Below are 24,373 nucleotides of genomic sequence, written 5' to 3'. Positions count from 1 at the left end.
CGCCACGAACCCGTAGACCGGATCGACGGTCCGGTCGGGCACCACACCACCGAGGAGTCCCCGATGATCTCGAAACTGACGGCCGCGTCCTGCGCGGCCCTGCTGGGCGCGACGCTGCTCGCCTGCGGGGCACCCCCGGGGGAGGGGGCCGACACGCCGGGGAGCGTCACCTTCGTCGGGTGGGGTGGCCAGGGGCAGGAGGCGATGACGACGATGTTCTTCGAACCGTTCTCCGAGGAGACCGGTATCGGCATCACCCAGGACACCGGCTCCTCCCCGACGAAGCTGGCCCAGATGGTCGACGCGGGCCAGGTCATCTGGGACGTCATGGACTACGGAGCCGAGATCGGCCTGACGGACAACCCGGACCTGGAAGAGATCGACTGCGCGGTGGTGGCCTGCGCGGACTTCGACGAGGGGCTGTTCCCGGCCTACCCGCAGGGCGTACCGCTGTATGTGCTCGGCATCGTGCTCACCTACAACACCGACCTGGTCACCGAGGCCCCGCAGACCCGGGCGGATGCCTTGTTCGACACCACGACCTACCCCGGGAAGCGGGCGTTCAACGGGATCGGTGGCACCTACACGTCGCTGCTGACGACCGCGCTGATCGCCGACGGCGTGGACCAGGACGAGCTGTACCCGCTGGACATCGAACGCGCCCTCCGCAAGATCGAGACCATCCGCGACGACATCATCGTGTACCAGGAGTCGTCGCAGTGCGTGAACCTCGTCGCCAGCGGCGAGGCGGTGTTCGGGGACTGCTACAACGGGCGGGCCAAGCTGGCGCGCGACGAGGGGCTGCCGATCGACTACATCTGGTCGCAGCAGGCGCTGGTCGCCGACTACGTCATGGTCCCCCGGGGCACACCGAACCGGGAGAACGCGATGCAGCTGGTCGCGTACCTGACCGACCGGGAGAACAGCGGCCGGTTCAGCGAGCTGATGGCCTACGCCGGCGGGAACCCGCACGCGACCGTGGACGAGGAGTTCCGCGAGAACTCACCGATCGAGAACGCCGGCGACGGCGTGCACCGTCCCGTCCCGCCGGGCCTCGACTGGTGGCCGGACAACCGCGAGACGGTCATCGACCGCATGGCGGAGTGGTTCAACGAGTGACCGGCTCCGGCGGCGGCGCGGTGCAGCCGCCCGCCGCCGGACCGTCCGACGGAGGGAACCGAGGGAGAGCATGACGTCCTACACCGGCGGTGACGCCGTCGCCGACACGTTGGCCGAGATCGGGGTGCGGCACGTCTTCGTGGTGGCGAGCGTGCACAACCTCCCGATGCTCGACGCGATCCGGCGCCGTACCGGGATCGCCGTGATCATGATGCGTCACGAGCAGGCGGCGGTGCATGCCGCCGACGCCTACCACCGGGTCACGGGGCGCCTCGGTGTGGCCGTCGCGTCGACCGGGCCGGGGGCGGCGAACGCCGTCGGCGGGCTGTTCGAGGCGATGTCCGCGGGCACGTCGGTACTGATGATCACAGGGCAGAACGAGCGCCGGTACGCATGGCGGCAGATGGGCAGCCTGCACGACGCACCGCGGCAGACCGAGATGCTGTCCGCGGTCACCCGCGCGACCTGGCTCGCCGACCTGCCCGGAAGGCTGCGCGACGACCTGCTCAGGGCAGCGGAACGGGCACGGACACCCGTCCCGGGCCCGGTGGCGCTGGAGATCCCGATCGACGTGCAGTACGGCCCCGTACCGGAACCGGGCCCGGCCGGCTTCATCCCGGCGCCGCCCGGCACGGCGAACCCGGACGCCGTGGCGCGCGTCGCCGCGCTGCTCCACTCCGCGCAGCGGCCACTCGTCGTCGCCGGGGGCGGTGTGCTCCGGTCCGGTGCGGCATCGGAGCTGCTCCGGCTCTGCGAGTCGGCCGGTGCGCCCGTGCTGACCTCGGTGGAGGGCCGCGGGGCGATCCCCGAGGACCATCCGCTGTCGCTGGGCGCCACGGCGACCAGCGAGCCGATGCGGGAGCTGATCGCCGGGAGCGATCTGGTGATCGCTGTCGGCACTCACTTCCGGGAGACCTGGACGGCCCGCTGGACCCTGCCGATCCCGGCCCGCCTGGTGCACGTCGACGCCGACCCGCAGGTGTTCGGCCGCGTGTACGCACCCGAGATCGCGATCGCCGGTGACGCACGCGAGGTCCTGGCCGCCGTGCTGACCGCGTTCGGTGGGGGCACGGCGGTGCGGCGGGAGCGGTGGTGTGCGGCCGCAGCGGAGGCGGCCCGGCGCACCCGCGAGATCCTCCTGCAACGGATCGGACCGGACCACCGCGCCGTCATGGAGGCGCTGCGCGCGGCGCTGCCCGCCGGTTCCCCCGTCGTCCGGGACTCGACGATTCCCGCTTACACCTGGGGTGACGTGCTGCTGCCGATCCTGGAGCCGGGCACCTCGCTCCGCCCGGTCTCCGCGGCGATCGGGCCGTCGCTCCCGCTGGCGATCGGCGCTGCGGTCGGCACGGGTGAACGGACCGTGGTCATCTGTGGGGACGGCGGGTTCATGCTCTCGGCCGGTGAGCTGGCTGTCCTCGCGCAGGAGCAGCTCCCGATCACCGTCTGCGTGTTCGACGACGCCTGCTACAGCGTGCTGAAGGGCATCCAGGAGGCCACGTTCGAGGGGCCGGCGGCCTACGTCGACCTCGCCGGACCGGACTTCGTCGCGCTGGCCCGCAGCTTCGGGATCCCGGCCGGGGCGGCCACGTCGGCCGAGGAGTTCGAGGCCCGGCTCGCGGAGTCGGTGGACACGCCGGGGCCGTACCTGATCGAGGTCGATCTGACCCGGCTCGCCCCGATCCGGGTCCCGTACGTGTCCGGAGCCCCCGAGCAGCTGTGACCCGTGGACCGGGCGGCCGGACGGTCCGGCCGCCCGGTCCGCGCCGAGCCTCAGGCCGATGGCGCGGGCACACCGGCCACCCGGAGCCCGGGCAGGTGTGCCCGCAATCGCTCGTGGACGTCGGTGACCCACTCGTCGACCAGCGTGTCCAGCCGGTCCATGCCCTCGGTGACGAAGAACAGGCCGGGGGTCGGCAGGACCGCACCGAGCTCGACGAGCAGCGGGCGCAGGTGGACCTCGGGTCCCATGGCGTGCCGCGGATCCGATCCGGTCATCACCGGGACCGCGACGACGCCGCGCAGGCCCTGGTTCGGGTAGCGGTCGAGGAAGGCCTTGAGGAGCCCGGTGTAGGTGGCCTTGTACGTCGGGGAGGCCACGACGACCAGGTCGGAGGCGGCGACCCGGTCGTTGATCGCGGTCAGCTCCGTGCAGGGCCACCGGAACAGGTCGTGGGCGTGGTCGGCGAGATCGACGGTGGTGATCCGGAACGTTCCGGGATCGAGCAGCTTCTCGGCGACCGCGGTGGCGACCCGGGCGGTCCGTGACCGTGGCTTGGGGTTGCCGACGACGACGCTGACCTGGAGCACTGCGATCATCCCATTCTGATGTGGAGGTCGTGACCCATCCGGTCTCGCTTGGTCATCAGGTACCGGACGTTCTCCTGGCGGCCCGTCGCGGGGACGCCGACGGAGGCCGTGACGTCGATGCCGAGCCCGCGCAGCGCCTCGGCCTTGGACGGGTTGTTGGTGACGAGCCGGACCTGCCGGACACCGAGCGCGGTGAGGATGTGGGCGGCGGCGTCGTAGGTGCGGGCGTCCGCGGGCAGGCCCTGCGCGGTGTTCGCCTCGACGGTGTCGAGGCCCTCCTCCTGCAGCGCGTATGCGTGGATCTTGTCGGCGAGGCCGATGCCGCGGCCCTCGTGCCCGCGCAGGTAGACGAGCACACCGCGGCCCTCGGCCGCGATCATCCGGGCCGCGTGGTCGAGCTGGTCGCCGCAGTCGCAGCGGGCGGAACCCAGGATGTCGCCGGTGAGGCACTCGCTGTGCACCCGGGTCAGGATGCCGCCCGGAACGGTCTCCCCGAGATCGCCCCGGACGAGCGCCAGGTGTTCGGTGCCGCTGTGCCGGTCACGGAAGGCGTGCGCGCGGAAGGTCCCGTGCCGGGTCGGGAGCGATGCGGTCGAGACCGGCTCGACCGGGGGCAGGGTGCGACGGCGGTGGTCGACCAGCTCGGCCACGGTGACGACCGGCAGGTCGTGTTCCGCCGCGAACCGGGTGATCGCGGTGCCGCGGAGCATCCCACCGTCGTCGTCGACGAGCTCGGAGATCACACCGATCGGCGGCAGGCCCGCCGCGTCGAGGAGGTCGACGGTGGCCTCGGTGTGCCCGGCGCGTTCCAGCACCCCGCCGGGCCTGGCCCGGAGACCGAACAGGTGTCCCGGCCGGCGCAGGTCCCCTGGGCGGGTGGCCGGGTCGGCAAGTGCGCGCACGGTGGTGGTCCGGTCGGTCGCCGAGACACCGGTCCCGGCGTCGTGGTGGTCGACGCCGACGGTGAACGCAGTGGCGTGCGGGTCGCGGTTGTCGGCGACCATGTCCGGGAGGTCGAGCTCGGCGCAGCGGGCGGCCGGCATCGGGACGCACACGATCCCGGTGGTGTGGCGGACCATGAACGCCATCCGGTCCGGGGTGATCAGCGCTGCGGAACAGACGAGGTCGGCCTCGTTCTCCCGGTCCGCGTCGTCGACGACGACGACCAGCCCGCCGGCCCGCAGCGCGGCCACGGCGCCCCGGACACTCATGCCGCACCCTCGTGACGGAGGTGGGTGCCGAAGGTGCGGTCGTGGTAGGTCAGCGGTTCGCCCGGTGCTGCGTCGGCGTCGCGGACGTGCGCGAGGACCAGCTGGTGATCGCCCGCGGCGACCACGGAGTCGACGGTGCCGCCGACCCAGGCGGCGACGCCGTCCAGCCGGGCGGCCCCCGCAACGGGATGCCAGGGGACCGCGTCGAACTTGTCGGCACCCTTGCGCGCGAAACGCAGGGCGAGCGTGGACTGGTCCGCGGCCAGGACGTTCAGCCCGATCGTCCCGGTCCGGCGGACCATCGCGAGCAGCTCCGATCCCGCGTCGAGCGAGACCAGGACCATCGGCGGGTCCATCGACAGTGACGCGAAGGCACTGACCGTGGTCCCGTGCGGACGGCCGTGCTCGACGGTCGTCACCACCGAGACCGGGGTACAGACCCCGGCCATCGCGTCGCGGAAAGCGAGCTGTGTGGGGCTGAGTTCGTGCATGGCGTCGCCACCTCGTCCGGTGCGCACACGGACCCCGTACCGGAACGCACGGGGCAGCCCTGCCCAGGAGGGCGGGGCTCGTGCGGCACTGCAGTCTTCTGGTGCAACGCCGTCATCGTCGGTCTCACCGCGATGGACGAATCGACATTAGCGACACCACGGCCTCCCGGACAACCCTCCCGGCGCGGGGGAGGGCCGGCGCATCGCGTCATGCCCGGGAGGGGTGTCGCAGGCCGTCGGTGATGATCTCCAGGTACCGGGGCAACCGGTCCGGTGCCGGGTCCGGCACGGAGTGGACCGCGTGGACGGTCGCGCAGACCAGCAGCAGGACGTCGGTGCCGGTGACGTCGGGCCGCACGGCGCCCGCGTCGCGGGCCCGGCCGACCAGCGCCTCGGCGGCCGCGTGCAGCCGCTCCCGGATCCCGGCCACGCCCGGATCGCCTTCGCTGACCGTCTGCAGGAACGCCAGGTCCTGCCGGTGCAGGCTCTCCGCGGTCGCGGACAGGAACTCCAGCAGCGCCGCTCCGGGATCGGGCGAGTCGAGCAGCCGGTCCGCGACGGCCGCGAGCCGGGTGAACCGTCCACCGACGACCGCGGCGACCAGCTCGTCCTTCGTGGCGAAGTGCCGGAAGACGGTGCCCTTCGCGACGCCGGCTCGCTCGGCTATGTCGGCGATCGAGGCGTCGGACCCGCGCTGCGCGAACTCGATCTCGGCGGCCGCGAGCAGCGAGGTGCGGTTGCGGACCGCGTCCGCGCGGAGCGGGCGGGCGGGGGGAGGCACGGTCGCGACCCTATCAAGTTGACCGGCTGGTCATCTTGTGCGTACGGTCGAAGATGACCGATTGGTCACTTTAGTGGCCGGGCAGGCCCGGCTCCGGACCCGGAGGGACCCAGATGGAACTGCGTGGCGCGACGGCGCTCGTGACCGGTGCGAACCGGGGTTTCGGCCGTCAGCTGGCCGTGGAACTGGTGACGCGTGGCGCGACGGTGTACGCCGCCGCCCGCCGTCCGGAACTGATCGATATCGCCGGGGTGCGTCCGCTGCGGCTCGACATCACCGATCCGGGCTCGGTCGAGGCCGCCGCCCGCGCCGCGCCCGACGTAGACCTGCTGGTCAACAATGCCGCCTCCACCGAGATCGGCAACCTGGTGACCGGAGATCCCGACGTGGTCCGGCGGATGATGGACACCCACTTCCACGGCACCCTGGCGATGATCCGGGCGTTCGCCCCGGTGCTCGCAGGCAACGGCGGCGGCGCCGTCCTGAACGTGCTGTCGCTCGTGGGATGGACCAGCATCGCCTCGAACACCGCGCTCGCCGCCGCCAAGTCGGCGCAGTGGGGCCTCACCAACGGTGTCCGGCTCGAGCTCGCGGACCAGGGCACCCTGGTCTCCGGGCTGTTCGCCGGGATCATCGGCACCGGGACGCTGCGGGAGGCCATGCGGGACGCCGGGATCGAGCTCCCGTCCGGCGTGGTGAACGAGCCCGACGAGCTGGCGCGGCTCGCGCTGGACGGCATCGAGGCGGGCGAGATCGAGATCCTCGACCGGCAGAGCGCCGAGGCGAAGGCCGCCCTCTCCGGGCCCCCGCGCCCGTTCGATCCGGCGGCCATCGCGAGTTCCTGACGTCCCGGAGCCGGCGGATCGGCCGCCCGGCGACGGGTGTGATCCGCACGTCACGGCCCACAATTGAACCTGAGCACGGATTCAACTAGCGTCTCCCGGCGAGGGGAGCCACCGACGGCTCCCGGTCCGCCGGAGGGAACGCATGGACGTCACGGGGCAGGTCGCGGCGGTCACGGGTGGGGCGGGCGGCATCGGCCGCGCGATCGCCCGGCGGCTCGTGGAGAACGGCGCCCGGGTGCTGGTCTCCGATCTCGACGCCGACCGGGTCGACCAGGTCGTCGCGGAGCTGGAGGTCCTCGCCCCGGGCCGGATCGCCGGACACGTCGGCAACTGTGCGGACGAGACCGATCTCGCCGGGCTGCTCGCCGAGGCGGACCGCCGGTTCGGGCCGGTCGATCTCTTCGTCGCCAACGCCGGGATCGGCCCGGTCTCCGGGATCGACGCCCCGGACGCGGAGTGGACCGCCGCGCTGGAGGTCAACGTCCTCGCGCACGTCCGGGCCGCCCGGCTGCTGCTGCCCGGCTGGCTGGAGCGCGGCCGCGGCCACTTCGTCGTCACCGCGTCCGCGGCCGGGCTGCTCACCCAGATCGGGTCGCCGACCTACACGGTCACCAAGCATGCCGCGGTCGGCTTCGCCGAATGGCTGTCGGTCACCTACGGCGACCGGGGGATCGGGGTGAGCTGCCTGTGCCCGATGGGTGTCGACACCGCGATGCTGCGCGGCGACACCGACAGCGGCGACACCGACAGCGGCGACACCGACAGCGGCGACACCGACAGCGGCGGCACCGAGCCCGGCGACGCGGAGGCCGGTGCCGCGGAGTCACAGCGCCGGGCGCTGGCCGCCGTCACCGGTGCGGGCCGGGTGCTGGACCCGCTCGACGTCGCCGACACGCTGCTGGCCGCACTGCGCGACGAGCGGTTCCTCGTGCTCCCGCACCCGGAGGTCGGCGAGTTCTACCGGCGAAAGGGCGCCGACCACGACCGCTGGCTCGCCGGGATGCGGCGCTACCAGCAGAGCCTCGGCTGAGCCCCGGCCACCGGGCCGTCGACCAGCAGACCACCCGATCACCCGCGATCCGACGGAGACGCACCATGGACTTCGCCCCCAGCCCGCGCGCCCAGGAGTACCAGAAGCTCCTGCTGGCCTTCATGGACGAGCACGTCTACCCCGCCGAGCCGGTCTACGCGCGGCAGATGGCGGAGTCCGGGAACCCGAACTTCCACCCGCCGGTCCTGGAGGAGCTCAAGGCGCAGGCGCGCAGCCGGGGTCTGTGGAACCTGTTCCACCCGCACGAGCGGCCGGACTGGGGCGCCCCCGGCCTGAGCAACCTCGACTACGCGCCGCTGGCCGAGATCATGGGCCGCAGCCCGCTGATCGCGCCCGAGGCGACCAACTGCAACGCGCCGGACACCGGGAACATGGAGGTGCTGGAGCTCTTCGGCACCGACGAGCACAAGGAGCTGTGGCTGCAGCCGCTGCTGGCCGGGGAGATCGCCTCGGCGTTCGCGATGACCGAACCGGACGTGGCGAGCTCGGACGCGACCAACATCGAGCTGCTGATGCTGCCCGACGGCGACGACTACGTGCTCAACGGCCGCAAGTGGTTCGCCTCGAACGCCCTGCACGCGCACTGCCGGGTGCTCATCGTGATGGGCAAGACCGATCCGGAGGCGGCCCCGCACCGCCAGCAGTCGATGATGGTGGTGCCGCTGGACACCCCCGGCGTGACGGTCGTGCGGGCCCTGCCGGTGTTCGGCTACCTGGATCGCGAGGGGCACGCCGAGATCCTCTTCGAGGACGTCCGAGTGCCGCGGTCCGCGCTGCTCGCCGGCGAGGGCGACGGCTTCATGATCAGCCAGGCCCGGCTCGGGCCCGGCCGGATCCACCACTGCATGCGCTCGATCGGTGCGGCCGAGCGGGCGCTGGACCTGATGATCGCCCGGGCCCGGGAGCGGGTGACCTTCGGCAGCCCGGTCGCCGAGCGCTCGAACATCCAGGACTGGATCGCCGAGGCCCGGATCGACATCGAGATGACCCGGCTGCTGACGCTGAAGGCGGCCTGGCTGATGGACACCGTCGGGAACCGGGAGGCGCGCACCGAGATCGCGGCGATCAAGGTCGCCGCCCCGGCGGTGGCGCTGCGGGTGATCGACCGGGCGATCCAGGTGCACGGCGGCGCCGGCGTCACCGAGGACTTCCCGCTGGCCGGGTTCTACGCCCACCAGCGCACCCTGCGGCTGGCCGACGGCCCGGACGAGGTGCACAAGCGCACCATCGCCCGGATGGAGCTGCGCCGCGTCGAGTCCGCCGGGCGGCGCTGATGGCCGCCGACCTGACCGGCCGGGTCGCCGTCGTCACCGGCGCCTCGCGCGGGATCGGGCTCGCCGCCGCGACCGCGCTGCACGCGGCGGGCGGCACCGTCGTGCTCACCGCCCGCACCGGCGAGGCGGCGGCCGCGGCCGCCGCCTCGGTCGGCCCGCGCGCGCTCGGGATCGGGGCGCACGTCGCCGACGCCGACGCCGCGCGGGCCTGCATCGACCGGGTGCTGGCCGAGTTCGGCCGGATCGACGTGCTGGTGAACAACGCCGGGACCAACCCGGCGCACGGCCCGGTCCTGCGCCAGGACCACGCCCGGTTCGCCAAGACGATGGAGGTCAACCTCTGGGCGCCGATCCTCTGGACCCGGCTCGCGGTGGACGCCTGGATGGGTGCCCACGGGGGAGCGGTGGTGAACACCGCGTCGACCGGCGGGCTCGCCGTCGCCCACGACATCGGCGTCTACAACGTGTCGAAGGCCGCGCTGATCCACCTCACCCGGCAGCTCGCGATCGAGCTGGCCCCGGCGGTGCGGGTGAACGCGGTCGCCCCCGGCGTCGTCCGGACCAGGCTGTCCGAGGCGCTCTGGAGGGAGCAGCCGGGCCCCGTCACCGACCGGACGCCGCTGGGCAGGCTCGGCGAACCCGCCGACGTCGGCACCGCGATCGCCTTCCTGGCCTCGCCGGACGCGTCCTGGATCACCGGCGAGACGATCGTGGTCGACGGCGGCCAGACGATCGGCTCCGGTGCCGCCGCGGAGCGGCTGTCGGTGCGGGCGTGAACGCACCGGCCGCGACCGCACTGGACGTCGGCGTGCTCGGACGGCTGCTGGCCGGGGCCGGTGAGCAGGTGCTGGGCCCGCTCACCGCGCGCCCGGTCGGTCAGGGGCAGTCCAACCTGACCTACGCCGTCACCGATGCGACCGGCCGGAGCTGGATCGCCCGCCGGCCACCCCGGGGTGAGCTGCTCGACTCGGCGCACGACGTGCTGCGCGAGCACCGGATCCTGGCGGCGCTGCGGGACACCGGTGTCCCGGTGCCCGCCGTCGTCGGTGCGTGGGACGAGCCGGAGCTCGCCGACGCGCCGGTGGTCGTCATGGCGCACGTCGACGGCCTCGTCGTCGACACCCTCGACGTCGCCCGGCAGGCGCCCGCCCGGCTCCGCCGGGCCGCCGGACCGTCGATGGCGGGCGCGCTCGCCCGGCTGCACGACGTCGACGTCGACGCCGTCGGGCTGGGCGACCTTGCGAGCCGCGGGCCGTACGCGCAGCGCCAGGTCCGGCGCTGGTCGCGGCAGTGGGAGGCCGGCCGCACCCGCGACCTGCCCCGGCTGGACGCGATGACCGAGCTGCTGCGCCGCACCGCACCCGCGCCGTCCGGCACGGTGTTGGTGCACGGCGACTTCCACCTGCGCAACGTGATCCTCGATCCGGGCGACGGGTCGGTGCGCGCCGTGCTCGACTGGGAGCTGAGCACCCTCGGCGAACCGCTCGCGGATCTCGGCAGCCTGCTCGCCTACTGGCCGGAGCCGGGCGACGAGCCGACCGGCCTGTTCGCGGCCTCCGCCGAACCCGGGTTCGCCGACCGCGAGGAACTCGTCGAGTCCTACCTGGCGGCGAGCGGCCGCAGCCGGGAGGGGCTCGGCTACTGGCACGCGCTCGGGCTCTGGAAGATCGCGGTGATCGCCGAGGGCGTGCACCGGCGCGCGCACGGCGCCGGCTCCCGGACCGACGTCGTGGACCGGCTGATCGAGCGGGCCTGGGCGGTCGCCGGCACCGCGCGGCTCGACCGGTGACGGTGCCGGGTACAACATGGGCATGACCGACTCCGGCGCCGCGCGCACCGACGGACCGGCCGACGACCTGCCGCCGCTCGCGGACACCTCGGGTATCCGGGCGCCGAGCACCCGCCGCGGCGCGCGCACCCGGGCCGCGCTGGTGACGGCCGCCCGGACGGTCTTCGAGCGCGACGGCTACCTGGCGGCCCGGCTCAGCGACATCACCGCCGAGGCCCGGTGCTCGATCGGCACGTTCTACACCTACTTCGCCGGCAAGGAGGAGATCTTCGCCGCCGTCCTCGAGGCCGCGCAGGACGACATGCTGCATCCCGGCATGCCGCACGTCGCCGACGACGACGACCCGGCCGCCGTGATCGAGGCCAGCAACCGGGCCTATCTGGTCGCCTTCCGGCGGAACGCGAAGCTGATGGCGCTGATGCACCAGGTGGCCGCGGTCGATCCGGCGTTCCGGGAGCTGCGCCGGCGCCGGGGCCGCGCGTTCGCCGAGCGCAACGCCCGGCGGATCGCGGAGCTGCAGCAGCGCGGGCAGGCCGATCCGGGCATCGATCCGCTGCAGGCGTCCTACGCGCTGTCCGGGATGGTGAGCCGGATGGCGATGGACCAGCTGGTGGGGGAGGGCGCCGACCTGGAGGAGCTGGTCACCGTGCTGACCCGGCTGTGGATCAACGGGCTGCGGCTCACCGACAGCTCGGGGCGGCCCGCGCGGTGAGCCGCTCAGGCCCCGGTCGTCGCGCCGGGGCCGGGTTCCGGGTCCGGGCTGAAGATGTCCTCGATGGCGCGGCCGAACACGGCCGCCAGCCGGAACGCGAGCGGCAGTGACGGGTCGAAGCGCCCCTTCTCGATCGAGATGACCGTCTGCCGGGTGACGCCGAGCTCGTCGGCCAGCCGCTGCTGGGACCAGCCGTGCTCGCGGCGCAGCTCGGGGAGGGTGTTGCGCACCGTCATCCCCGCCTGCGGGCGACGACGTAGCGCACCGACACCGACACCAGCGCCACCACCACGGTGCCGGTCAGCGCCGCGATCCCCGGGACGTCGGCGCCGGTCACCGCGAGGACCGCCAGGGCGAGGCCGGTGACCGTCACGGTGTCGGTGAACGCGCCGCGGGCGGCGGTGTCGAACCACACCGACTCGACGGACTCCTCGGGCCGCTCGGTCGCGCCGCGCAGGGTGCGCCGGTCCACCAGGAACGCCCACACCAGCCCGGTGAGCCCGGCGAACGAGACCAGCGCGACGACGGCGCCGCCCACCAGCGGGCGGGGGCCGGCGGCGTCCGACAGCACCGCGGCGGCGCCGAGCCCGGCGGCGAGCACCGCACCGGCCGGCGCCGCGAGCCACATCGTGGGCATCGTCCCGTTGCCGAACCGGGTGCGGCCCCAGCGGGTGGGTGCGTCGTCGTCCATGGTCGTCCCCCGATGTACAGCTCACTTGACATGTCCAGTGAGTTTTACATGCGCGGCGGGCGCCACGCAACGCGCCGTCGCCGGGCGAACGGCCCGGTAACCGCTGTGTGACGTCGTTGACAGTGCGTGCGCGCCGCTGTCATGGTGATTGCATCCAATCAAGCATGGTTAGCATCCTTAGGGGTCCCATGAACGGCAAGTGGTCGAGTCCAGGATCGAGCACCCCGGTGCCGGCGGTCGCAGTACCGGCGGTGGCGCGATGACCGCCCGCCTCGGGACCGGCGAGCAGCCGGGCCGGTTGAAGGCAGGCGTCGTCGGAGTGCCGGCGATGGTCTTCATGGTGGTCGCCGCCACCGCCCCGCTGACGGCGATGTCGTCCAACATCGCGCTCAGCCTCGGGATGGGCGCCGGGCCTGCCGTCGTGCTCGTCATGGTGCTGACCGGGGCGCTGCTGGCGGTGTTCGCCGCCGGCTACCTGGTGCTCGCCCGGTACGTGACGTCGGCCGGCGCCTACCAGGCGTTCGTCGCCTTCGGTCTGGGGCGCCGCGCCGGCGGGAGCGTGGCGTTCGTCGCCACCCTCGCCTACACCCTCGCCGCCGGCGGGATGGTCGCGGCGACCGGCTACTTCACCGGCCTCGCCGTCTCGGCGCTCACCGGCATCGACCTGCCGTGGTGGCTGTACGCGATCGGGGCGCTGCTGCTGACCGCCGCGCTCGGCGTCCGCGGGGTGGAGATCGCCCAGCGGGTCACGACGGCGGTGTCGGTGCTGCAGTTCGGCATCATCGCGCTGCTGGCGGTGGCGGTGCTCGTGCAGCGGCCCGAGGGCTGGCTGAACGCCGGGACGCTGTCCCCGACGGCGGCCCTCGGCCCCGGACTGGCCCTCACCCTGGTGTTCTGCCTGCTGTCGTTCGCCGGGTTCGAGGCCACCGCGGCCTACGGCGAGGAGACCCACGCGCCGGGCCGGAGCATCACCGTCGCCACCTACGCCGCGCTCGGGCTGCTGCTCGGGGTGTTCGTGCTCGGCACCTGGACCCTGGTCGCGGCCTTCGACGACGTCCGCACCTCCGCCGCCGACGACCCGGGCGCGCTGGTCCTGACCGCCGCCGACCGCTACCTGGGACCGTGGTCCGGCCCGCTGCTGGGTGTACTGATCGCGATCAGCTTCCTCGCCGCCGCGGTCGCCTTCCACAACCTGGCGATCCGGTACCTGTTCACGCTCGGCCGGGACGGCATGCTCCCGACGGCGCTGGCCAGGACGCACGGCCGGTACCAGACCCCCTACGTCGGGTGCATGGTCGTGACGGTCGCGGCGGTCGTGATGCTCACCCCGTTCGTGGTGGCCGGGGCCGATCCGCTGGTCAACCTGTTCCCGGCGGTCTCCGGGATCACCTCGATCTCGCTGATCGGGCTGATGACCGGATGCTGCGTAAGCGTCGTCGTCGCGCGGCTGCGCGGGACCGTCACCGGCTCGGCCTGGTCGACCCTCGTCGCACCGGTAATGGCCGGCGCCGGCCTGCTGGGGATCCTGGTGGTGATCGCCTCGAACTACGCCGAGGTGACCGGCAGCGACTCACCCGTCATCGCGGCGATGCCGCTGGTGGTGCTGGTGGCGGGTCTGGCCGGGGCCGTCGCCGCCGGGCGGCGGGAAGAGCGTGGGTGAGCGGGCCCGGCCGCCGGCTCAGGCCGCGCCCTGGACCTTCGTCGCCAGCAGCTCCCAGCTGCGCCACCAGCTCTCCCGGCGCGGCGCCGGGACGGTGACGACGAGCTCGTCGGCGTCGGCCCGGGTGGTGAACTCGGCGAGCTCGCGGGCGACGGTGTCCGGCGTGCCGACGGCGCTGCACCGGGTCATCGTGCGGACCTGCTCGCCGCCGGGACCGTCGAGCACGGCGTCCACCTCGGCGTCGGTCAGCGAGCGCCCGCGCCGCCCGGTGAGCAGGCGGACCCGGTCGCGCTGGGTCTCGTGCAGCACCTGCTGCGCCTCCTCGGCGGTGTCCGCCGCGATCACGTTCACCCCGGCCAGCACGTGCGGCTCGGCGAGCTGGGCGGACGGCCGGAACTCCCGGCGGTAGAGCGCGACGGCCTGCTCGAGGGCGTCCGGCGCGAAGTGCGAGGCGAACGCGTAGGGCAGGCCGAGGGCCGCGGCGACCTGGGCGCCGTAGAGCGAGGACCCGAGGATCGTCAGCGGCACGCCGGTGCCGCGGCCCGGGTAGGCGTGCACGTTCGGCACCAGGGTCTCGTCCCCGAGGAATGCCTGCAGCTCCTGGACGTCCTGCGGGAAGCGGTCGGACGCCCGCGGGTCACGGCGCAGCGCGCGGACGGTCTCCTGGTCGGTGCCCGGCGCGCGGCCCAGCCCGAGCTCGATCCGGCCGGGGTGCAGCTCGGCGAGGGTGCCGAACTGCTCGGCGACCTGCAGCGGCGAGTGGTTGGGCAGCATGACGCCGCCGGAGCCGAGGACGATCCGCTCGGTGCGGGCGGCGATGTGCGCGATGAGCACGCTGGTCGCGGCGGACGCGATCGACCCCATGTTGTGGTGCTCGGCGTACCAGATGCGCCGGAAACCCCACTGCTCCGCGCGCTGCGCGAGCGTGGTGCTGGCTTCCAGTGCCTGGCCGACGCTCTCGCCCCTGGCGACGGTGGCGAGATCCAGGATCGACAGCGGCAGGGGCAGGGACACGGGGACACCTCTCGTCGCGGAAGGGGAGGACCCTCCGGACAACAACGGGGATGCCCGCGACCTTCCGTCCCCGGGTGTACCCGTGCCCGGAGTGTGCTGCTCGCAACACCGGTGCCGTCGGCGCCCGGATCACGGACGCCGACGGCGGCACCTCACGGCCGCTCGCCGGCCGCCGTCCCGTCGGGCCCGGCTCCGGCCGCCGTGCCGTCGGGCCCGGCTCCGGCCGGCTCAGCCCCGCCCGCCGGGGTGACCGCGGTCCCGCCGGCCGCGGCGCGGTCGTGGTAGACGTCGCGGTCGATCGCGTCGTCCGGGTGCGCGACGAGCATCGCGACCAGGGTGTCCGCGTTGACGTTGAGGAACGTGCGGAGGATCCCGGTGAACCAGTCGACGGCGATCAGCAGCCCGGCCGCCTCCAGCGGCAGGCCGAGCGTGGTGGCCAGGAAGACCGCGACCACCGGGAAGCCGCCGGGCACGGTGATGGTGCCCATGTTCAGCATGATCGCGAGCAGCATCCCGAGCACGATCTGCCCCGGCGACAGCTCGATCCCGGACGCCTGGGCCAGGAAGAGCACGACGAGGGTGTAGTTCAGCACGGCGCCGTAGGAGCCCATGGTCAGGCCGAGGGACAGCGTGAAGTTCGCGATCCGCGGGCTCACGCCGACCTTCTCGATGGCGCTGCGCAGCACGGTGGGATAGGTGACGGCGGAGCTCGTCGTGGTCACGGCGACGGCGGTCTGCTCGGCGAGCTTGCGCGGGAGCCGCCACGGGCTGAGCCGGGTCCGCACCGCGACGATCGCGACGAACAGCACCGTCAGCACGACGACGCCCAGCAGGTTCGTCCCGAGGTAGGCCAGCGCCGACCCGACGACGGCGAACCCGACCCGGCCGGACAGATCGGCGAGCAGCGCGAAGACGCCGATCGGCGCGACGTACATGACGATCCGGATGAGGCCGAGCAGGATCTGCTGGAGCTGGTCGATCACGTTCAGCGCCAGCGCGTTCCCGGTGGCGCGGACGTGCCGGTTGAGCGCGACCCCGAACAGCAGCGAGAACACGATGATCGGGACCATCGCGGCCTCGGCCATCGACTCGACGATGTTGGTGGTGAAGAAGCCGAGGACGGTGTCCTGCCAGCCCGCGGGCTGCGCGTCCGGGTCCGCCAGTGCGGGATCGACGGCGCCGAGGCCGACCATCCCGGCGCCGGGCCGGAGCAGCAGGCCGAGTACCACCGCCACCACGGCCGACACCGCGGAGAGCCCGAGCATCCAGCCGAAGGTCCGGGCCGCGACGCGCCCGGTCCCGGCGCCGCTCATCGACCCGGTGGCGGTGATCACCGAGGTCATGACGAGCGGCACGATCGCCATCTGGACCAGCCGGATGAACGCGTCGCCGAAGACCTTGAGGTTGCCCGCCCACTCGCCGGCGACGATGCCGAACGCGATACCCGCGACGGCGGCGACGGCGATCTGGGCCGCGGGATGTCTCAGGGCGGAGAGCGTCATGTCGTCCCTTCGTCGCCGGCCGGTCGCCCGGCCCGGCGTGTGGATCATGGATCCGGGCGACGCTAACGACGGGATGTTGCGACCGCGGCTCGGTGGGATGTCCCCGTGTTACCCGGGGTGCGCCGTCGCGCTGGGGGTGCGGCGTCGCGCTGGGGGTGCGGCGTCGCGCTGGGGGTGCGGCGTCGCGCTGGGGGTGCGGCGTCGCGCTGGGGGTGCGGCGTCGCGCTGGGGGTGCGGCGTCGCGTCCCGGGTGCGACTTCGCACCCTCGGAGCGCGGCCCGCACCCCGGGTGCGGCCTCGCACCCGTTCCATCCGGTGCGCCGTCGCGCTGGGGGTGCGCCGTCGCGCTGGGGGTGCGCGGTGCGGGGAGCGGGCACGGGATGCGGGGTCGCCGCGCCCGGCTCCGGGGTCGCGCCGGGCTACGCCTGCGACAGGGCGTCGGTGAGCAGTGCGACCAGCGCCTCGAGCTGCACGTCGGCCGACGACGGGCCGTCGTCGTCGATCCCGTCCAGCGCCTGCGCGGCCAGCCCCTCCTTGCTGTCGATCAGCTCGGCGATCCGGGCGTCGATCGTCTGCGCGGCGATGATCCGCCAGGCGGTGACCGGCTGGTCCTGGCCGATGCGGTGGCTGCGGTCGATCGCCTGGGTCTGCTCGGCGGCGGTCCAGGACAGCTCCGCGAGCACGATGTTCGACGCGACCTGCAGGTTGATCCCGACGCCCGCCGCGGTCAGCGAGCACACCGCGATCGAGACGCCCGGGTCGCCGGTGAAGGCGTCGATGTTGCGCTGCCGGGCGGCGGAGGTCTGGTCGCCGCGGATCGAGGCGATCCGCAGGCCCGCCCGGGCGAACGTCTGCTCGGCGGCGTCCATCACGTCGACGTGCTTGGCGAAGAAGACGACCTTGCCGGCGCTGCGCGCGAGCTGGGCGGCGTAGTCGGCGGCGAGCGCCGCCTTGGCCCGGCCGATCCGGCGCATCATGCCGAACACGTTGTCGCCGGACTTCGAGCCGATCGCGTCCTTCTGCTCCCACTTCGCGACCTGGCGCACCAGGTCGTGGTCGATGCCCTCGACGACGGCGCGGGAGCTGCGGTTGGCGAGCGCCTCGGAGTAGCGGGCCACCATCCGCCGGGCGAGATCGCGCTCGGCGGCCCGGATCGAACGCCCGTCGGCGCCGTCCAGCTCGACCGGGAGATCGGCGATCCGGCGGGCCGGGATGTCCGCGGCCACGTCGATCTTGCGCCGGCGCACGATGCCCATGTCCACGACGCACTGCCGGGCGGCGGGCTCGAACCGCGCGTCGGCCGGGGTCATGCCGGTGGCGGTGAGCGCGTCCATCAGCTCGGCCCGCGGCTTCTTCTCGTCGATCCAGCCGAGGAACTGCCAGATGGCGAGGAAGTCCTCGATGTCGTTGATCAGCGGCGTCCCGGTGAGCGCCATCATCAGCGGCCGGGTGGTGAAGGCGCGGATGCGGTCGGACAGCGCGAGCACGTGCTGCGAGCGCTGGGAGCTCTTGTTCTTGATGAAGTGCGCCTCGTCGACGACCATCCCGCGGAAGCCGAACTCGCCGAGCCAGCCGACGTGCCGGTCCAGGATCTCGTAGTTCACGACGACGATGTCGGCGAAGCCGTCGATCGAGTCCCCGTTGCCGTAGATCACGGTGGCCGGGCGGCGCGGGGTCCACCGCTGGGCCTCGCGGACCCAGTTCGTCTTGACGACGTTGGGCACGACGACGAGCAGCGGATAGGCGTTCGCGGCCTCGGCGGCCAGCAGGGCCTGCGCGGTCTTGCCCAGCCCCGGCTCGTCGGCGAGCAGGAACGTGCGGTGCCCGGCGGCCGCGGACGCGACCAGCCGGGCCTGGTGTGCCATCAGCTCCGGGCCCTCCGGCCCGGTGTGCTCCGGCGGCTCGGGGAGCTCCATGCAGGTCGACGCGCCGGTCGCGGCCCGTTCGAACGACCGCAGCAGCGGCTCGAGCAGCTCCCAGCCCGACAGCGGCGTCGGCCGCGGCCCGGCCGGCCGGGGCGCCGAGAAGTCGGGCGCCAGGAACGGGTTCGCCAGCTGCCGGGACACGACCGCCTGCGGCACGACCCCGGGCCGGGTCGGCTCGGGCGGAGCCGGCACCGGCTCGGCGACCTCCTCGGTCGCCTCCTCGACGCCGACCGAGCGCAGCACCTCGCGGGACATCGAGCGGGCCTCGTCGGACACCACCGCGTCCTCGGAGAGCAGGGCCAGCAGCGCCGCGTCGCGCACCGCGGTGGAGGCCAGGTTGGTCGCGATCGTGTCGAGCCGCTTGAGCTGCTCGGCCCGCTGCGACTCGGTGGACTTCTGGTCACCCAGCACCCGGGCCCGCTCGTTGCGCAGCAACAGCGCGATCGCCTGGAACTTGGTGCGGGTCTCGGCGGTCACCCGACCGTTCCGCCGAGCGGCCTGGACCTCACGGACCGAGCGCGCGAGCACCGACATGATGTCCCCGCCGTCGGCTCCGCCGTCGCGGCCGCGACGGCGGTCCCGCGGGGCCTCACGGCGCGCCCTGGTCTGCGGCCGGCCTCGTCGAGCCAAGAACTCCTCCTCCGGAGTACCCGGCGGGACCACCGCAGCGGCCCCGCCGCGCATGCTGCTGCTGTCGGGGTGGCGGACGTCGCGGGAGGAGGAGCCGGATGGCCCATCCCCGATGCGACCCGACCCGTAGGTCTGTGGGAGATCGCCGTCGCAGGGCCGAACAGTCCGAACACGGAGCTGGGCGCCACGACGGGCATCCCGGACGCCCTCCGTCGATGATAACCCGACGGGCCGCGGCCGACGAGCGGCGCCGGTGCGCCGGTGGGGTGACGGTCGCGGGTCAGCCCCGGGGTTTCGCGTTGCCGGAGTAGCCCTCGGTGTGGGACAGCCGCTTCGCGTAGCAGTCCCGGGCCGGGTATCCCTGCGAGTCACACCACTGGTTCGCCTCATCGGCGGTGTAGTGCGGGACGGCGGCCACCGTGACCCAGAATCCGCCCGAGCGGAAGCTGGAGAAGTCCTCGGAGCGGACGAGCAGGAACGGCGTGTCCGGCCGGGTGGAGCCGGTGGACCGGTGTTCCCGCAGGATCGACGACGCGTCGTACCCGTCGACGCCGACCTGCTTCGAGGAGACCTGCGGCACCCAGTACCCGACGAGCTGGTCGGCGTAGGGGCGGTCGGCGTCGGCCAGCTCCCGCAGGGTGTCCGCCGCGGACGGCGCTGTCGGGGTCGTCGGCGAGGGATACGAGGTGTACGGGGGCGGAGGCGGGTCGTCGGTCTGCGTGGCGGGCCGCAGCATCAGGACGGTTCCGCCGCCCACCGCGACCGTCAGCACGATCGCGGCCGCAATCAGCGCCGCGGCGCTGCCACGGCTCCATCCTCCCGGCCGGTCGGCGGCCTGCCGGGGGTCCTGGGCCGAGCTGCCGCAGCCAGGACAGAACAGGGCGTCCGCGCGCAGCGTTCCCCCGCAGGAGTCACAACGGTCCATCTGCGATCAGCCCGGGAACCGGTTCGCGATGATCTCGGTGATCTTCAGCAGGTCCGCGCTGTGCGCGAGGGCCTGCCCGAGCACCGCACGGACCGCCTCCCATCGGCTGCGCACGACGGCCGACCGCGGCTCGTCGCGGTCCAGCTCGGCCAGGATCGCCTGGACGTCCGCGCGCAGGGCCGCGCGCTCGTCGTCGTCCTGCCCGCCGTCGACGATCCGGTCCCGGACCGCCTGCAGGGTCGCCCGCAGGTCGGTGCCGGCCGGTTCCGCGCCGGCGTGGTGGGTGACCTGGCTGGTGGTCCCGATCCCGATAGCCGTCCCGCCGGTGAAGGTGCCACCGGTGACGTGGACGACCGAGTCCCCGCCGGGTCCGTCGTGGGTGTCGCTGCCGGTCATGGCTGCTGTCCGTTCCGCCCGCTCGGGCTGGTGGTCCGGGAGTCGGTCTGCTGGTTCACGGCGCCGATGCCGAGCGCGGTGCCACCGGCGAAGTTCCCTCCGCTGACCGAGATCGAGTTGTTGGTGATGATCGAGGCCTTCGCGGCCTCCATGAAGTCGACGACCGAGTAGCCGCGCTCCTCCAGGAACCTCCCGACCGCGCGGAGCACGGCACGTTCGACGACCCGCGTGTAGCGGACGGCGTCGGCGTCCTGGAAGTAGTCCTGCGTGTACGCGTCGGCGGCGAGCTCGCGCAGGGTGGTCCCGGCGCCGTAGCGGTCGGGGACGACCTCACCGGGGCGCTGGGGCAGCGGCCGGAACCGGTGCACGATCCGGGCGAGCCGCTCGAACACCGTCACGGGCAGCGTGATCGCCGTGCCGAGCGCCCGCAGGACCGGCCCGGCCCGGGGGGTCCGGTCGATGTCGCGGTACTGGTCCTTCAGCGGTCTGAGCAGGCAGTGTGTCCATTCGAGGTAGAGCATCCGCGAGTCGACGCCCGCGGCGAAGTAGGTGGTCGTGGCGAGGTCGCGGTCCCATGCCTCGATCCGGAAGCACCGGTAGTAGCGGGCCCACTCCTCCGGCCGGTCCGCGAGCTGCCGGACCCGGTCGGCGGGCAGGTGTGGGACCGGCGGCCGGTCCAGGCCCGGCAGGACCGGTGGATCCGGCCGGCGGTGCAGGTTGGCCAGCAGCCGCTCGGCCGGGACCAGCAGCTGCTCGCGGATCGCCATCGTCGCCAGCCGGCGGGCCGGGGACAGCGATCCCGAGTCCCGCAGCTCGTCGACGGCGCGCGCCACGTGGTCCTGCAGCTCGGACGCGGCGAACGGGCGCGGTTGCGCCCTCGTGCCGTCCGGCCCGGTGCCAGGGGTCAGCGGCAGCGCGACCACCTGGTCGTCCTCGATCCGTCCGGATCCGACGAAGGGCAGCCGCCCGCGGTAGACGACGACGTCGGCCCGGTCGCCGGAGGCGCGGCGCTGCTCCTCGGCCCGGGCGACCCGGTCCAGGTCCGTCTCCCACCGTCCGGTGTCGAGCATCCGGACGGTGCGTTCCCAGCCGCCCGGCACCGCGGTCGCGGGCCGGAAGGTCCGGGGCCGGAACCGGTTGCGGACCAGTGCGTCCACCACGGCCTCGTCGACCAGGCACACGACCAGTACCGCCGCGCCGAGGAGCAGCAGCACGACGAGACCGGTCGCACTGCCCGGCAGGACGTCGAAGCCGGTGATCAGCAGGTAGGCGGCACCCGCTGTGACCAGTAGGTACAGCACGACGGCGGCCAGCACCCCGGCCGCGATCATCCGCCACCGGGAGCGGTCGCGCTCCCGCGGGGTGAGCGCCGCGGCGACGATCCCGATCACGATCCAGCCGATCCCGGTCGGTGGGCTGACGACGAAGATCGCGATCAGCAGGACCACCAGGACGGCGTCGCGCAGGCGGCGGCGGGCCCGGGCGGCGACCGCGTCGCGCAACACCGTCGCCGAGTCGACCCCGGGAGCCGGCGCGATCGCGCGCGTCCGCTCCACCAGATGCTCCGCGATGGCCGCATCGGCGTAGGTCGCGTCCAGGTGCGCCGCCGCACACAGGTAGCGGGTGGTGCCGTCGACCGGTGCTTGCTCCGGCCGGTGGCCCTCCGGACCGCCGGTCTGCCGGCCAAGAAGCTCGTGCACCGCGCTCCCGCACCGCGTGCAGTAGCGGTCGTCCGGCTCGTTGCGGTGGGAGCAGGTACCGCACACGGCCGTCCGGCCCAGCGGGTGCTCGTCGATCGACATCTCTCGGGTACCTCCCGGGCCATCGCCCTTGATCGGTACCCGTCGGTCGCCATTGCGGAGCGCAGCGTTAGCAACACGCACCGTCGAAACCGGGGAGAGGGTCGCAAACATCCCCAAAACTTGGGAGACGGGTTCGCCGTCGCTCCTCCGGCCGGTCGGTACCGTGCGGACCAGGGCCTACCCGTCGGGGGAGCAGGCCCTGGTCCGCCGGCACGTCACTCGTGCCGCAGCGCCTCCACCGGGTCCTTCCGGGCGGCCCGCAGCGCGGGCAGCGTCCCGGCGAGGAACGCGACGGCGACGATCACCGCGATCACCGCGAACACGGTGCCGGGGGCGAAGGCGATCAGCGTGAACCCGGGCAGGTCGGCGAACAGCGACCCGGCGAGCGCCGCGCTGATCGCGGTACCGGCCACGATCGCGATCACCGCCCCGAGGATGCTGCCGAGCAGCCCGAGGAACCCGGCCTCCAGGCTGAACAGGGCGAACACCCGGGCGCGGCCCATCCCCATCGCCTGCATGAGCCCGATCTCGCGGGTCCGTTCCTGCACCGACATGAGCAGCGTGTTCACGATGCCCAGCCCGGCGGCGACGAGTGCGATCCCGGCGAACGCGTTCAGCACCAGCACGATCGTGTCGATCACCGAGGTGAAGGCGCCGATCTGGTCCTCGATCGTCCGGCCCTCGAACCCGGCGTCGACCAGCCGGTCCTTCAGCGCGGTGAGCTCCTCGGGGGTGATGTCCGCGGCGTACTGCACGGTGGCCTGGGACCACCGGTCCACCTGGTCGGCGGGCAGGCCGACCTGCTGCAGGTCGTACACCGCGTCGGACAGTGCGTCGTTGACCGTCACGCCCGGGGCGGCCGGCCCGGCGAGGGTGTCCTCGGTGACGCCGACGATCGTGCCCTGCACGGTCTGCTCGGCACCGGCGCCGTCGGTGAGGCCGAGCGTGACGGTCTTGTCGATCGCGTCCGCGGCGTCGGTGAAGCCGAGCGGATCGACGTAGCTGAGCGGGATGGTGAGCTGGCGGGCGTCGCCGGTGCCGTCCGGGGCGGTGCCCTCGGTGCGCTCCTGGGTCTGCCCGGGGAGCAGGGTCGACGCGGCCGTCGCGTAGCGGGTGCCGGACCCGTACTGGATGAAGTCGACGGCCAGCGACCGGATCGGCGCCGCCTCCTCGACCCCGTCGATGCCGGCGAGGGTGTCGATGTCGGCCTGCGTCATCACGGTCGTCGTGGTCGGCGGGCCGGGCTGGTCGGAGGTGACCGCGTCCGGGTCGTAGACCGGCGGCCCGTCGGTCTCGGTGGCGACGTCGGCGTCGGACCGCTTGACGACCGTCATCACCTCGCTGGACCCCAGCGAGGACACGGTGCTGTCGATGAACCGGTTGATGCCGGTCCCGGCGCCGTTGGTCAGGGTGAGGGTGAAGGCGCCGACGAAGATCGCCAGCACGGTCAGCAGGGTCCGAGCCCGGGCCCGGAACAGGCTGCCGGCCGCGGTGCGGACCAGATCGCGCGTCCTCATGCCGCTGCCACCTCGTCGGTGACGATCCGGCCCTCGCGCAGCCGCAGCGTGCGGTCGCAGCGGGCGGCCAGCTTGTCGTCGTGGGTGACGATCACCAGCGCGATGCCCTGCTCCCGGTTCAGCGTGAACAGCAGGTCCTCGACGACGCCGCCGGTCAGCCCGTCGAGGTTGCCGGTGGGTTCGTCGGCGAAGACGATCCGCGGGTTCCCGACGATCGCCCGGGCGATCGCCACCCGCTGCTTCTGCCCGCCGGACAGGTCGGTGGCCCGGCTGGACGCCTTGTCGGCGAGCTCCAGCTGCTCCAGGGTCGCCATCGCGCGCTCCCGGCGGACCCGCGGGGCCAGCCCGGCGATCTTCAGCGGCAGCATCACGTTCTCCAGCACCGTCTGGTCGGGGGAGAGCAGGAACTGCTGGAAGACGAAGCCGAACGTCTTGTTGCGCGCCCGGTTCAGCCGCGACCGGCGCAGCTCCCAGGTGTCGCGGTGGTCGAGCAGGATGGTGCCGTCGGTCGGCTCGTCCAGCAGCGCGAGCAGGTGCATCAGGGTGGACTTGCCGGAACCGCTGCGGCCGACGACGGCCAGGCTCTCGCCCTCGTAGACGTCCATCGAGACGCCGCGCAGTGCCTCCGAGCCGCCGACCGCGCTCCGGTAGGTCTTCCGCACGTTGCGCGCGGACAGTATGGCCTCGTTCATGGTGTCCGTTCTCTTCCGTGGCTGGTCGGCACAGCC

At 73.4% G+C, this 24,373-nt stretch carries 23 protein-coding genes; 9 read left to right on the top strand and 14 right to left on the bottom strand.

All coding sequences use genetic code 11. The features are described from left to right. Nucleotides 1–63 precede the first annotated feature (63 nt). Entirely contained in the window at nucleotides 64–1,119 is a 1,056-nt protein-coding gene (locus ABD160_RS02600) for an extracellular solute-binding protein (RefSeq protein ID WP_344017946.1), read from the top strand. Nucleotides 1,120–1,189: 70 nt separating this feature from the next. After that, nucleotides 1,190–2,842 carry a thiamine pyrophosphate-binding protein gene (locus tag ABD160_RS02595; RefSeq protein ID WP_344017945.1) on the top strand — a complete coding sequence of 551 codons (1,653 nt, stop codon included), beginning with the start codon at nucleotides 1,190–1,192 and terminating at the stop codon, nucleotides 2,840–2,842. A 50-nt stretch (nucleotides 2,843–2,892) separates the two neighbouring features. Here ABD160_RS02595 and ABD160_RS02590 read toward each other — a convergent pair whose 3' ends face one another. The 4 genes from ABD160_RS02590 to ABD160_RS02575 all read right to left on the bottom strand — a co-directional run bounded on the left by ABD160_RS02590 (nucleotide 2,893) and on the right by ABD160_RS02575 (nucleotide 5,912). Next, nucleotides 2,893–3,438, bottom strand: coding sequence for an NADPH-dependent FMN reductase (locus tag ABD160_RS02590; protein ID WP_344017944.1), 546 nt, complete (start codon nucleotides 3,436–3,438; stop codon nucleotides 2,893–2,895). Further along, entirely contained in the window at nucleotides 3,435–4,640 is a 1,206-nt protein-coding gene (ribB, locus tag ABD160_RS02585) for a 3,4-dihydroxy-2-butanone-4-phosphate synthase (RefSeq protein WP_344017943.1), read from the bottom strand. Before ribB ends, ABD160_RS02590 begins: the two co-directional genes overlap by 4 nt. Then, nucleotides 4,637–5,131, bottom strand: a complete 495-nt coding sequence (locus ABD160_RS02580; RefSeq protein ID WP_344017942.1) for a flavin reductase family protein — start codon at nucleotides 5,129–5,131, stop codon at nucleotides 4,637–4,639. Before ABD160_RS02580 ends, ribB begins: the two co-directional genes overlap by 4 nt. Before the next feature lie 208 nt (nucleotides 5,132–5,339). After that, nucleotides 5,340–5,912, bottom strand: a complete 573-nt coding sequence (locus tag ABD160_RS02575; protein WP_344017941.1) for a TetR/AcrR family transcriptional regulator — start codon at nucleotides 5,910–5,912, stop codon at nucleotides 5,340–5,342. 113 nt (nucleotides 5,913–6,025) lie between these two features. Here ABD160_RS02575 and ABD160_RS02570 point away from each other — a divergent pair, with 113 nt between their 5' ends. The 6 genes from ABD160_RS02570 to ABD160_RS02545 all read left to right on the top strand — a co-directional run bounded on the left by ABD160_RS02570 (nucleotide 6,026) and on the right by ABD160_RS02545 (nucleotide 11,583). Then, the gene (locus tag ABD160_RS02570) at nucleotides 6,026–6,757 is read left to right on the top strand and encodes an SDR family NAD(P)-dependent oxidoreductase (protein ID WP_344017940.1); all 732 of its coding nucleotides are present in this window, start codon (nucleotides 6,026–6,028) and stop codon (nucleotides 6,755–6,757) included. 142 nt (nucleotides 6,758–6,899) lie between these two features. Then, on the top strand, nucleotides 6,900–7,787 hold the full coding sequence (locus ABD160_RS02565) for an SDR family oxidoreductase (protein WP_344017938.1): 888 nt from the start codon (nucleotides 6,900–6,902) through the stop codon (nucleotides 7,785–7,787). Between the two features lie 65 nt (nucleotides 7,788–7,852). Then, complete coding sequence (locus ABD160_RS02560) at nucleotides 7,853–9,082, top strand: acyl-CoA dehydrogenase family protein (protein ID WP_344017937.1); 1,230 nt, start codon at nucleotides 7,853–7,855, stop codon at nucleotides 9,080–9,082. Then, nucleotides 9,082–9,858 carry an SDR family oxidoreductase gene (locus ABD160_RS02555; protein ID WP_344017936.1) on the top strand — a complete coding sequence of 259 codons (777 nt, stop codon included), beginning with the start codon at nucleotides 9,082–9,084 and terminating at the stop codon, nucleotides 9,856–9,858. Before ABD160_RS02560 ends, ABD160_RS02555 begins: the two co-directional genes overlap by 1 nt. After that, nucleotides 9,855–10,871, top strand: coding sequence for a phosphotransferase family protein (locus tag ABD160_RS02550; protein WP_344017935.1), 1,017 nt, complete (start codon nucleotides 9,855–9,857; stop codon nucleotides 10,869–10,871). The genes ABD160_RS02555 and ABD160_RS02550 overlap by 4 nt, the downstream gene beginning before the upstream one ends. A 22-nt stretch (nucleotides 10,872–10,893) precedes the next feature. Next, entirely contained in the window at nucleotides 10,894–11,583 is a 690-nt protein-coding gene (locus tag ABD160_RS02545; RefSeq protein ID WP_344017934.1) for a TetR/AcrR family transcriptional regulator, read from the top strand. Nucleotides 11,584–11,588: 5 nt separating this feature from the next. Here ABD160_RS02545 and ABD160_RS02540 read toward each other — a convergent pair whose 3' ends face one another. Together ABD160_RS02540 and ABD160_RS02535 are read right to left on the bottom strand one after the other, a co-directional pair. Then, a complete protein-coding gene (locus ABD160_RS02540; RefSeq protein WP_344017933.1) occupies nucleotides 11,589–11,813 on the bottom strand; it encodes a helix-turn-helix transcriptional regulator in 225 nt (74 codons plus the stop codon). A gap of 2 nt (nucleotides 11,814–11,815) precedes the next feature. Then, entirely contained in the window at nucleotides 11,816–12,274 is a 459-nt protein-coding gene (locus ABD160_RS02535) for a hypothetical protein (RefSeq protein WP_344017932.1), read from the bottom strand. A gap of 259 nt (nucleotides 12,275–12,533) precedes the next feature. Here ABD160_RS02535 and ABD160_RS02530 point away from each other — a divergent pair, with 259 nt between their 5' ends. Beyond that, complete coding sequence (locus ABD160_RS02530) at nucleotides 12,534–13,934, top strand: APC family permease (RefSeq protein ID WP_344017931.1); 1,401 nt, start codon at nucleotides 12,534–12,536, stop codon at nucleotides 13,932–13,934. 18 nt (nucleotides 13,935–13,952) lie between these two features. On the opposite strand, the gene ABD160_RS02525 is transcribed toward ABD160_RS02530, so the two are convergent. From ABD160_RS02525 to ABD160_RS02490, 8 genes are all read right to left on the bottom strand, one after another. Beyond that, nucleotides 13,953–14,942 carry an LLM class flavin-dependent oxidoreductase gene (locus ABD160_RS02525; RefSeq protein ID WP_344018011.1) on the bottom strand — a complete coding sequence of 330 codons (990 nt, stop codon included), beginning with the start codon at nucleotides 14,940–14,942 and terminating at the stop codon, nucleotides 13,953–13,955. Between the two features lie 158 nt (nucleotides 14,943–15,100). Further along, nucleotides 15,101–16,450: a dicarboxylate/amino acid:cation symporter gene (locus ABD160_RS02520; RefSeq protein ID WP_344017930.1), complete on the bottom strand. Its 1,350-nt coding sequence runs from the start codon at nucleotides 16,448–16,450 to the stop codon at nucleotides 15,101–15,103. A 419-nt stretch (nucleotides 16,451–16,869) separates the two neighbouring features. Then, on the bottom strand, nucleotides 16,870–18,852 hold the full coding sequence (locus ABD160_RS02515; protein WP_344017929.1) for a DEAD/DEAH box helicase: 1,983 nt from the start codon (nucleotides 18,850–18,852) through the stop codon (nucleotides 16,870–16,872). Between the two features lie 433 nt (nucleotides 18,853–19,285). After that, entirely contained in the window at nucleotides 19,286–19,930 is a 645-nt protein-coding gene (locus ABD160_RS02510) for a zinc ribbon domain-containing protein (RefSeq protein WP_344017928.1), read from the bottom strand. Between the two features lie 6 nt (nucleotides 19,931–19,936). Then, a complete protein-coding gene (locus ABD160_RS02505; protein ID WP_344017927.1) occupies nucleotides 19,937–20,326 on the bottom strand; it encodes a hypothetical protein in 390 nt (129 codons plus the stop codon). Continuing rightward, a complete protein-coding gene (locus tag ABD160_RS02500) occupies nucleotides 20,323–22,128 on the bottom strand; it encodes a zinc ribbon domain-containing protein (protein ID WP_344017926.1) in 1,806 nt (601 codons plus the stop codon). The genes ABD160_RS02505 and ABD160_RS02500 overlap by 4 nt, the downstream gene beginning before the upstream one ends. A gap of 215 nt (nucleotides 22,129–22,343) precedes the next feature. Continuing rightward, on the bottom strand, nucleotides 22,344–23,645 hold the full coding sequence (locus ABD160_RS02495) for an ABC transporter permease (protein WP_344017925.1): 1,302 nt from the start codon (nucleotides 23,643–23,645) through the stop codon (nucleotides 22,344–22,346). Beyond that, nucleotides 23,642–24,337, bottom strand: coding sequence for an ABC transporter ATP-binding protein (locus ABD160_RS02490; RefSeq protein WP_344017924.1), 696 nt, complete (start codon nucleotides 24,335–24,337; stop codon nucleotides 23,642–23,644). Before ABD160_RS02490 ends, ABD160_RS02495 begins: the two co-directional genes overlap by 4 nt. Between the last annotated feature and the right edge of the window lie 36 nt (nucleotides 24,338–24,373).

The organism is Pseudonocardia kongjuensis (assembly GCF_039526905.1).
In the GTDB taxonomy this organism is placed as follows: domain Bacteria; phylum Actinomycetota; class Actinomycetes; order Mycobacteriales; family Pseudonocardiaceae; genus Pseudonocardia; species Pseudonocardia kongjuensis.
Note: the sequence above shows the minus strand (reverse complement) of the source record. Positions and strands in the feature narration are given on the sequence as shown.

What these genes read in the sequence shown, in the direction of transcription:
- ABD160_RS02600 (WP_344017946.1), top strand. Translation starts at nt 64, where the DNA reads ATGATCTCGAAACTGACGGCCGCGTCCTGCGCGGCCCTGCTGGGCGCG.
- ABD160_RS02595 (WP_344017945.1), top strand. Translation starts at nt 1,190, where the DNA reads ATGACGTCCTACACCGGCGGTGACGCCGTCGCCGACACGTTGGCCGAG.
- ABD160_RS02590 (WP_344017944.1), bottom strand. Translation starts at nt 3,438, where the DNA reads ATGATCGCAGTGCTCCAGGTCAGCGTCGTCGTCGGCAACCCCAAGCCA.
- ribB (WP_344017943.1), bottom strand. Translation starts at nt 4,640, where the DNA reads ATGAGTGTCCGGGGCGCCGTGGCCGCGCTGCGGGCCGGCGGGCTGGTC.
- ABD160_RS02580 (WP_344017942.1), bottom strand. Translation starts at nt 5,131, where the DNA reads ATGCACGAACTCAGCCCCACACAGCTCGCTTTCCGCGACGCGATGGCC.
- ABD160_RS02570 (WP_344017940.1), top strand. Translation starts at nt 6,026, where the DNA reads ATGGAACTGCGTGGCGCGACGGCGCTCGTGACCGGTGCGAACCGGGGT.
- ABD160_RS02565 (WP_344017938.1), top strand. Translation starts at nt 6,900, where the DNA reads ATGGACGTCACGGGGCAGGTCGCGGCGGTCACGGGTGGGGCGGGCGGC.
- ABD160_RS02560 (WP_344017937.1), top strand. Translation starts at nt 7,853, where the DNA reads ATGGACTTCGCCCCCAGCCCGCGCGCCCAGGAGTACCAGAAGCTCCTG.
- ABD160_RS02555 (WP_344017936.1), top strand. Translation starts at nt 9,082, where the DNA reads ATGGCCGCCGACCTGACCGGCCGGGTCGCCGTCGTCACCGGCGCCTCG.
- ABD160_RS02545 (WP_344017934.1), top strand. Translation starts at nt 10,894, where the DNA reads ATGACCGACTCCGGCGCCGCGCGCACCGACGGACCGGCCGACGACCTG.
- ABD160_RS02535 (WP_344017932.1), bottom strand. Translation starts at nt 12,274, where the DNA reads ATGGACGACGACGCACCCACCCGCTGGGGCCGCACCCGGTTCGGCAAC.
- ABD160_RS02530 (WP_344017931.1), top strand. Translation starts at nt 12,534, where the DNA reads ATGACCGCCCGCCTCGGGACCGGCGAGCAGCCGGGCCGGTTGAAGGCA.
- ABD160_RS02520 (WP_344017930.1), bottom strand. Translation starts at nt 16,450, where the DNA reads ATGACGCTCTCCGCCCTGAGACATCCCGCGGCCCAGATCGCCGTCGCC.
- ABD160_RS02510 (WP_344017928.1), bottom strand. Translation starts at nt 19,930, where the DNA reads ATGGACCGTTGTGACTCCTGCGGGGGAACGCTGCGCGCGGACGCCCTG.
- ABD160_RS02505 (WP_344017927.1), bottom strand. Translation starts at nt 20,326, where the DNA reads ATGACCGGCAGCGACACCCACGACGGACCCGGCGGGGACTCGGTCGTC.
- ABD160_RS02500 (WP_344017926.1), bottom strand. Translation starts at nt 22,128, where the DNA reads ATGTCGATCGACGAGCACCCGCTGGGCCGGACGGCCGTGTGCGGTACC.
- ABD160_RS02495 (WP_344017925.1), bottom strand. Translation starts at nt 23,645, where the DNA reads ATGAGGACGCGCGATCTGGTCCGCACCGCGGCCGGCAGCCTGTTCCGG.
- ABD160_RS02490 (WP_344017924.1), bottom strand. Translation starts at nt 24,337, where the DNA reads ATGAACGAGGCCATACTGTCCGCGCGCAACGTGCGGAAGACCTACCGG.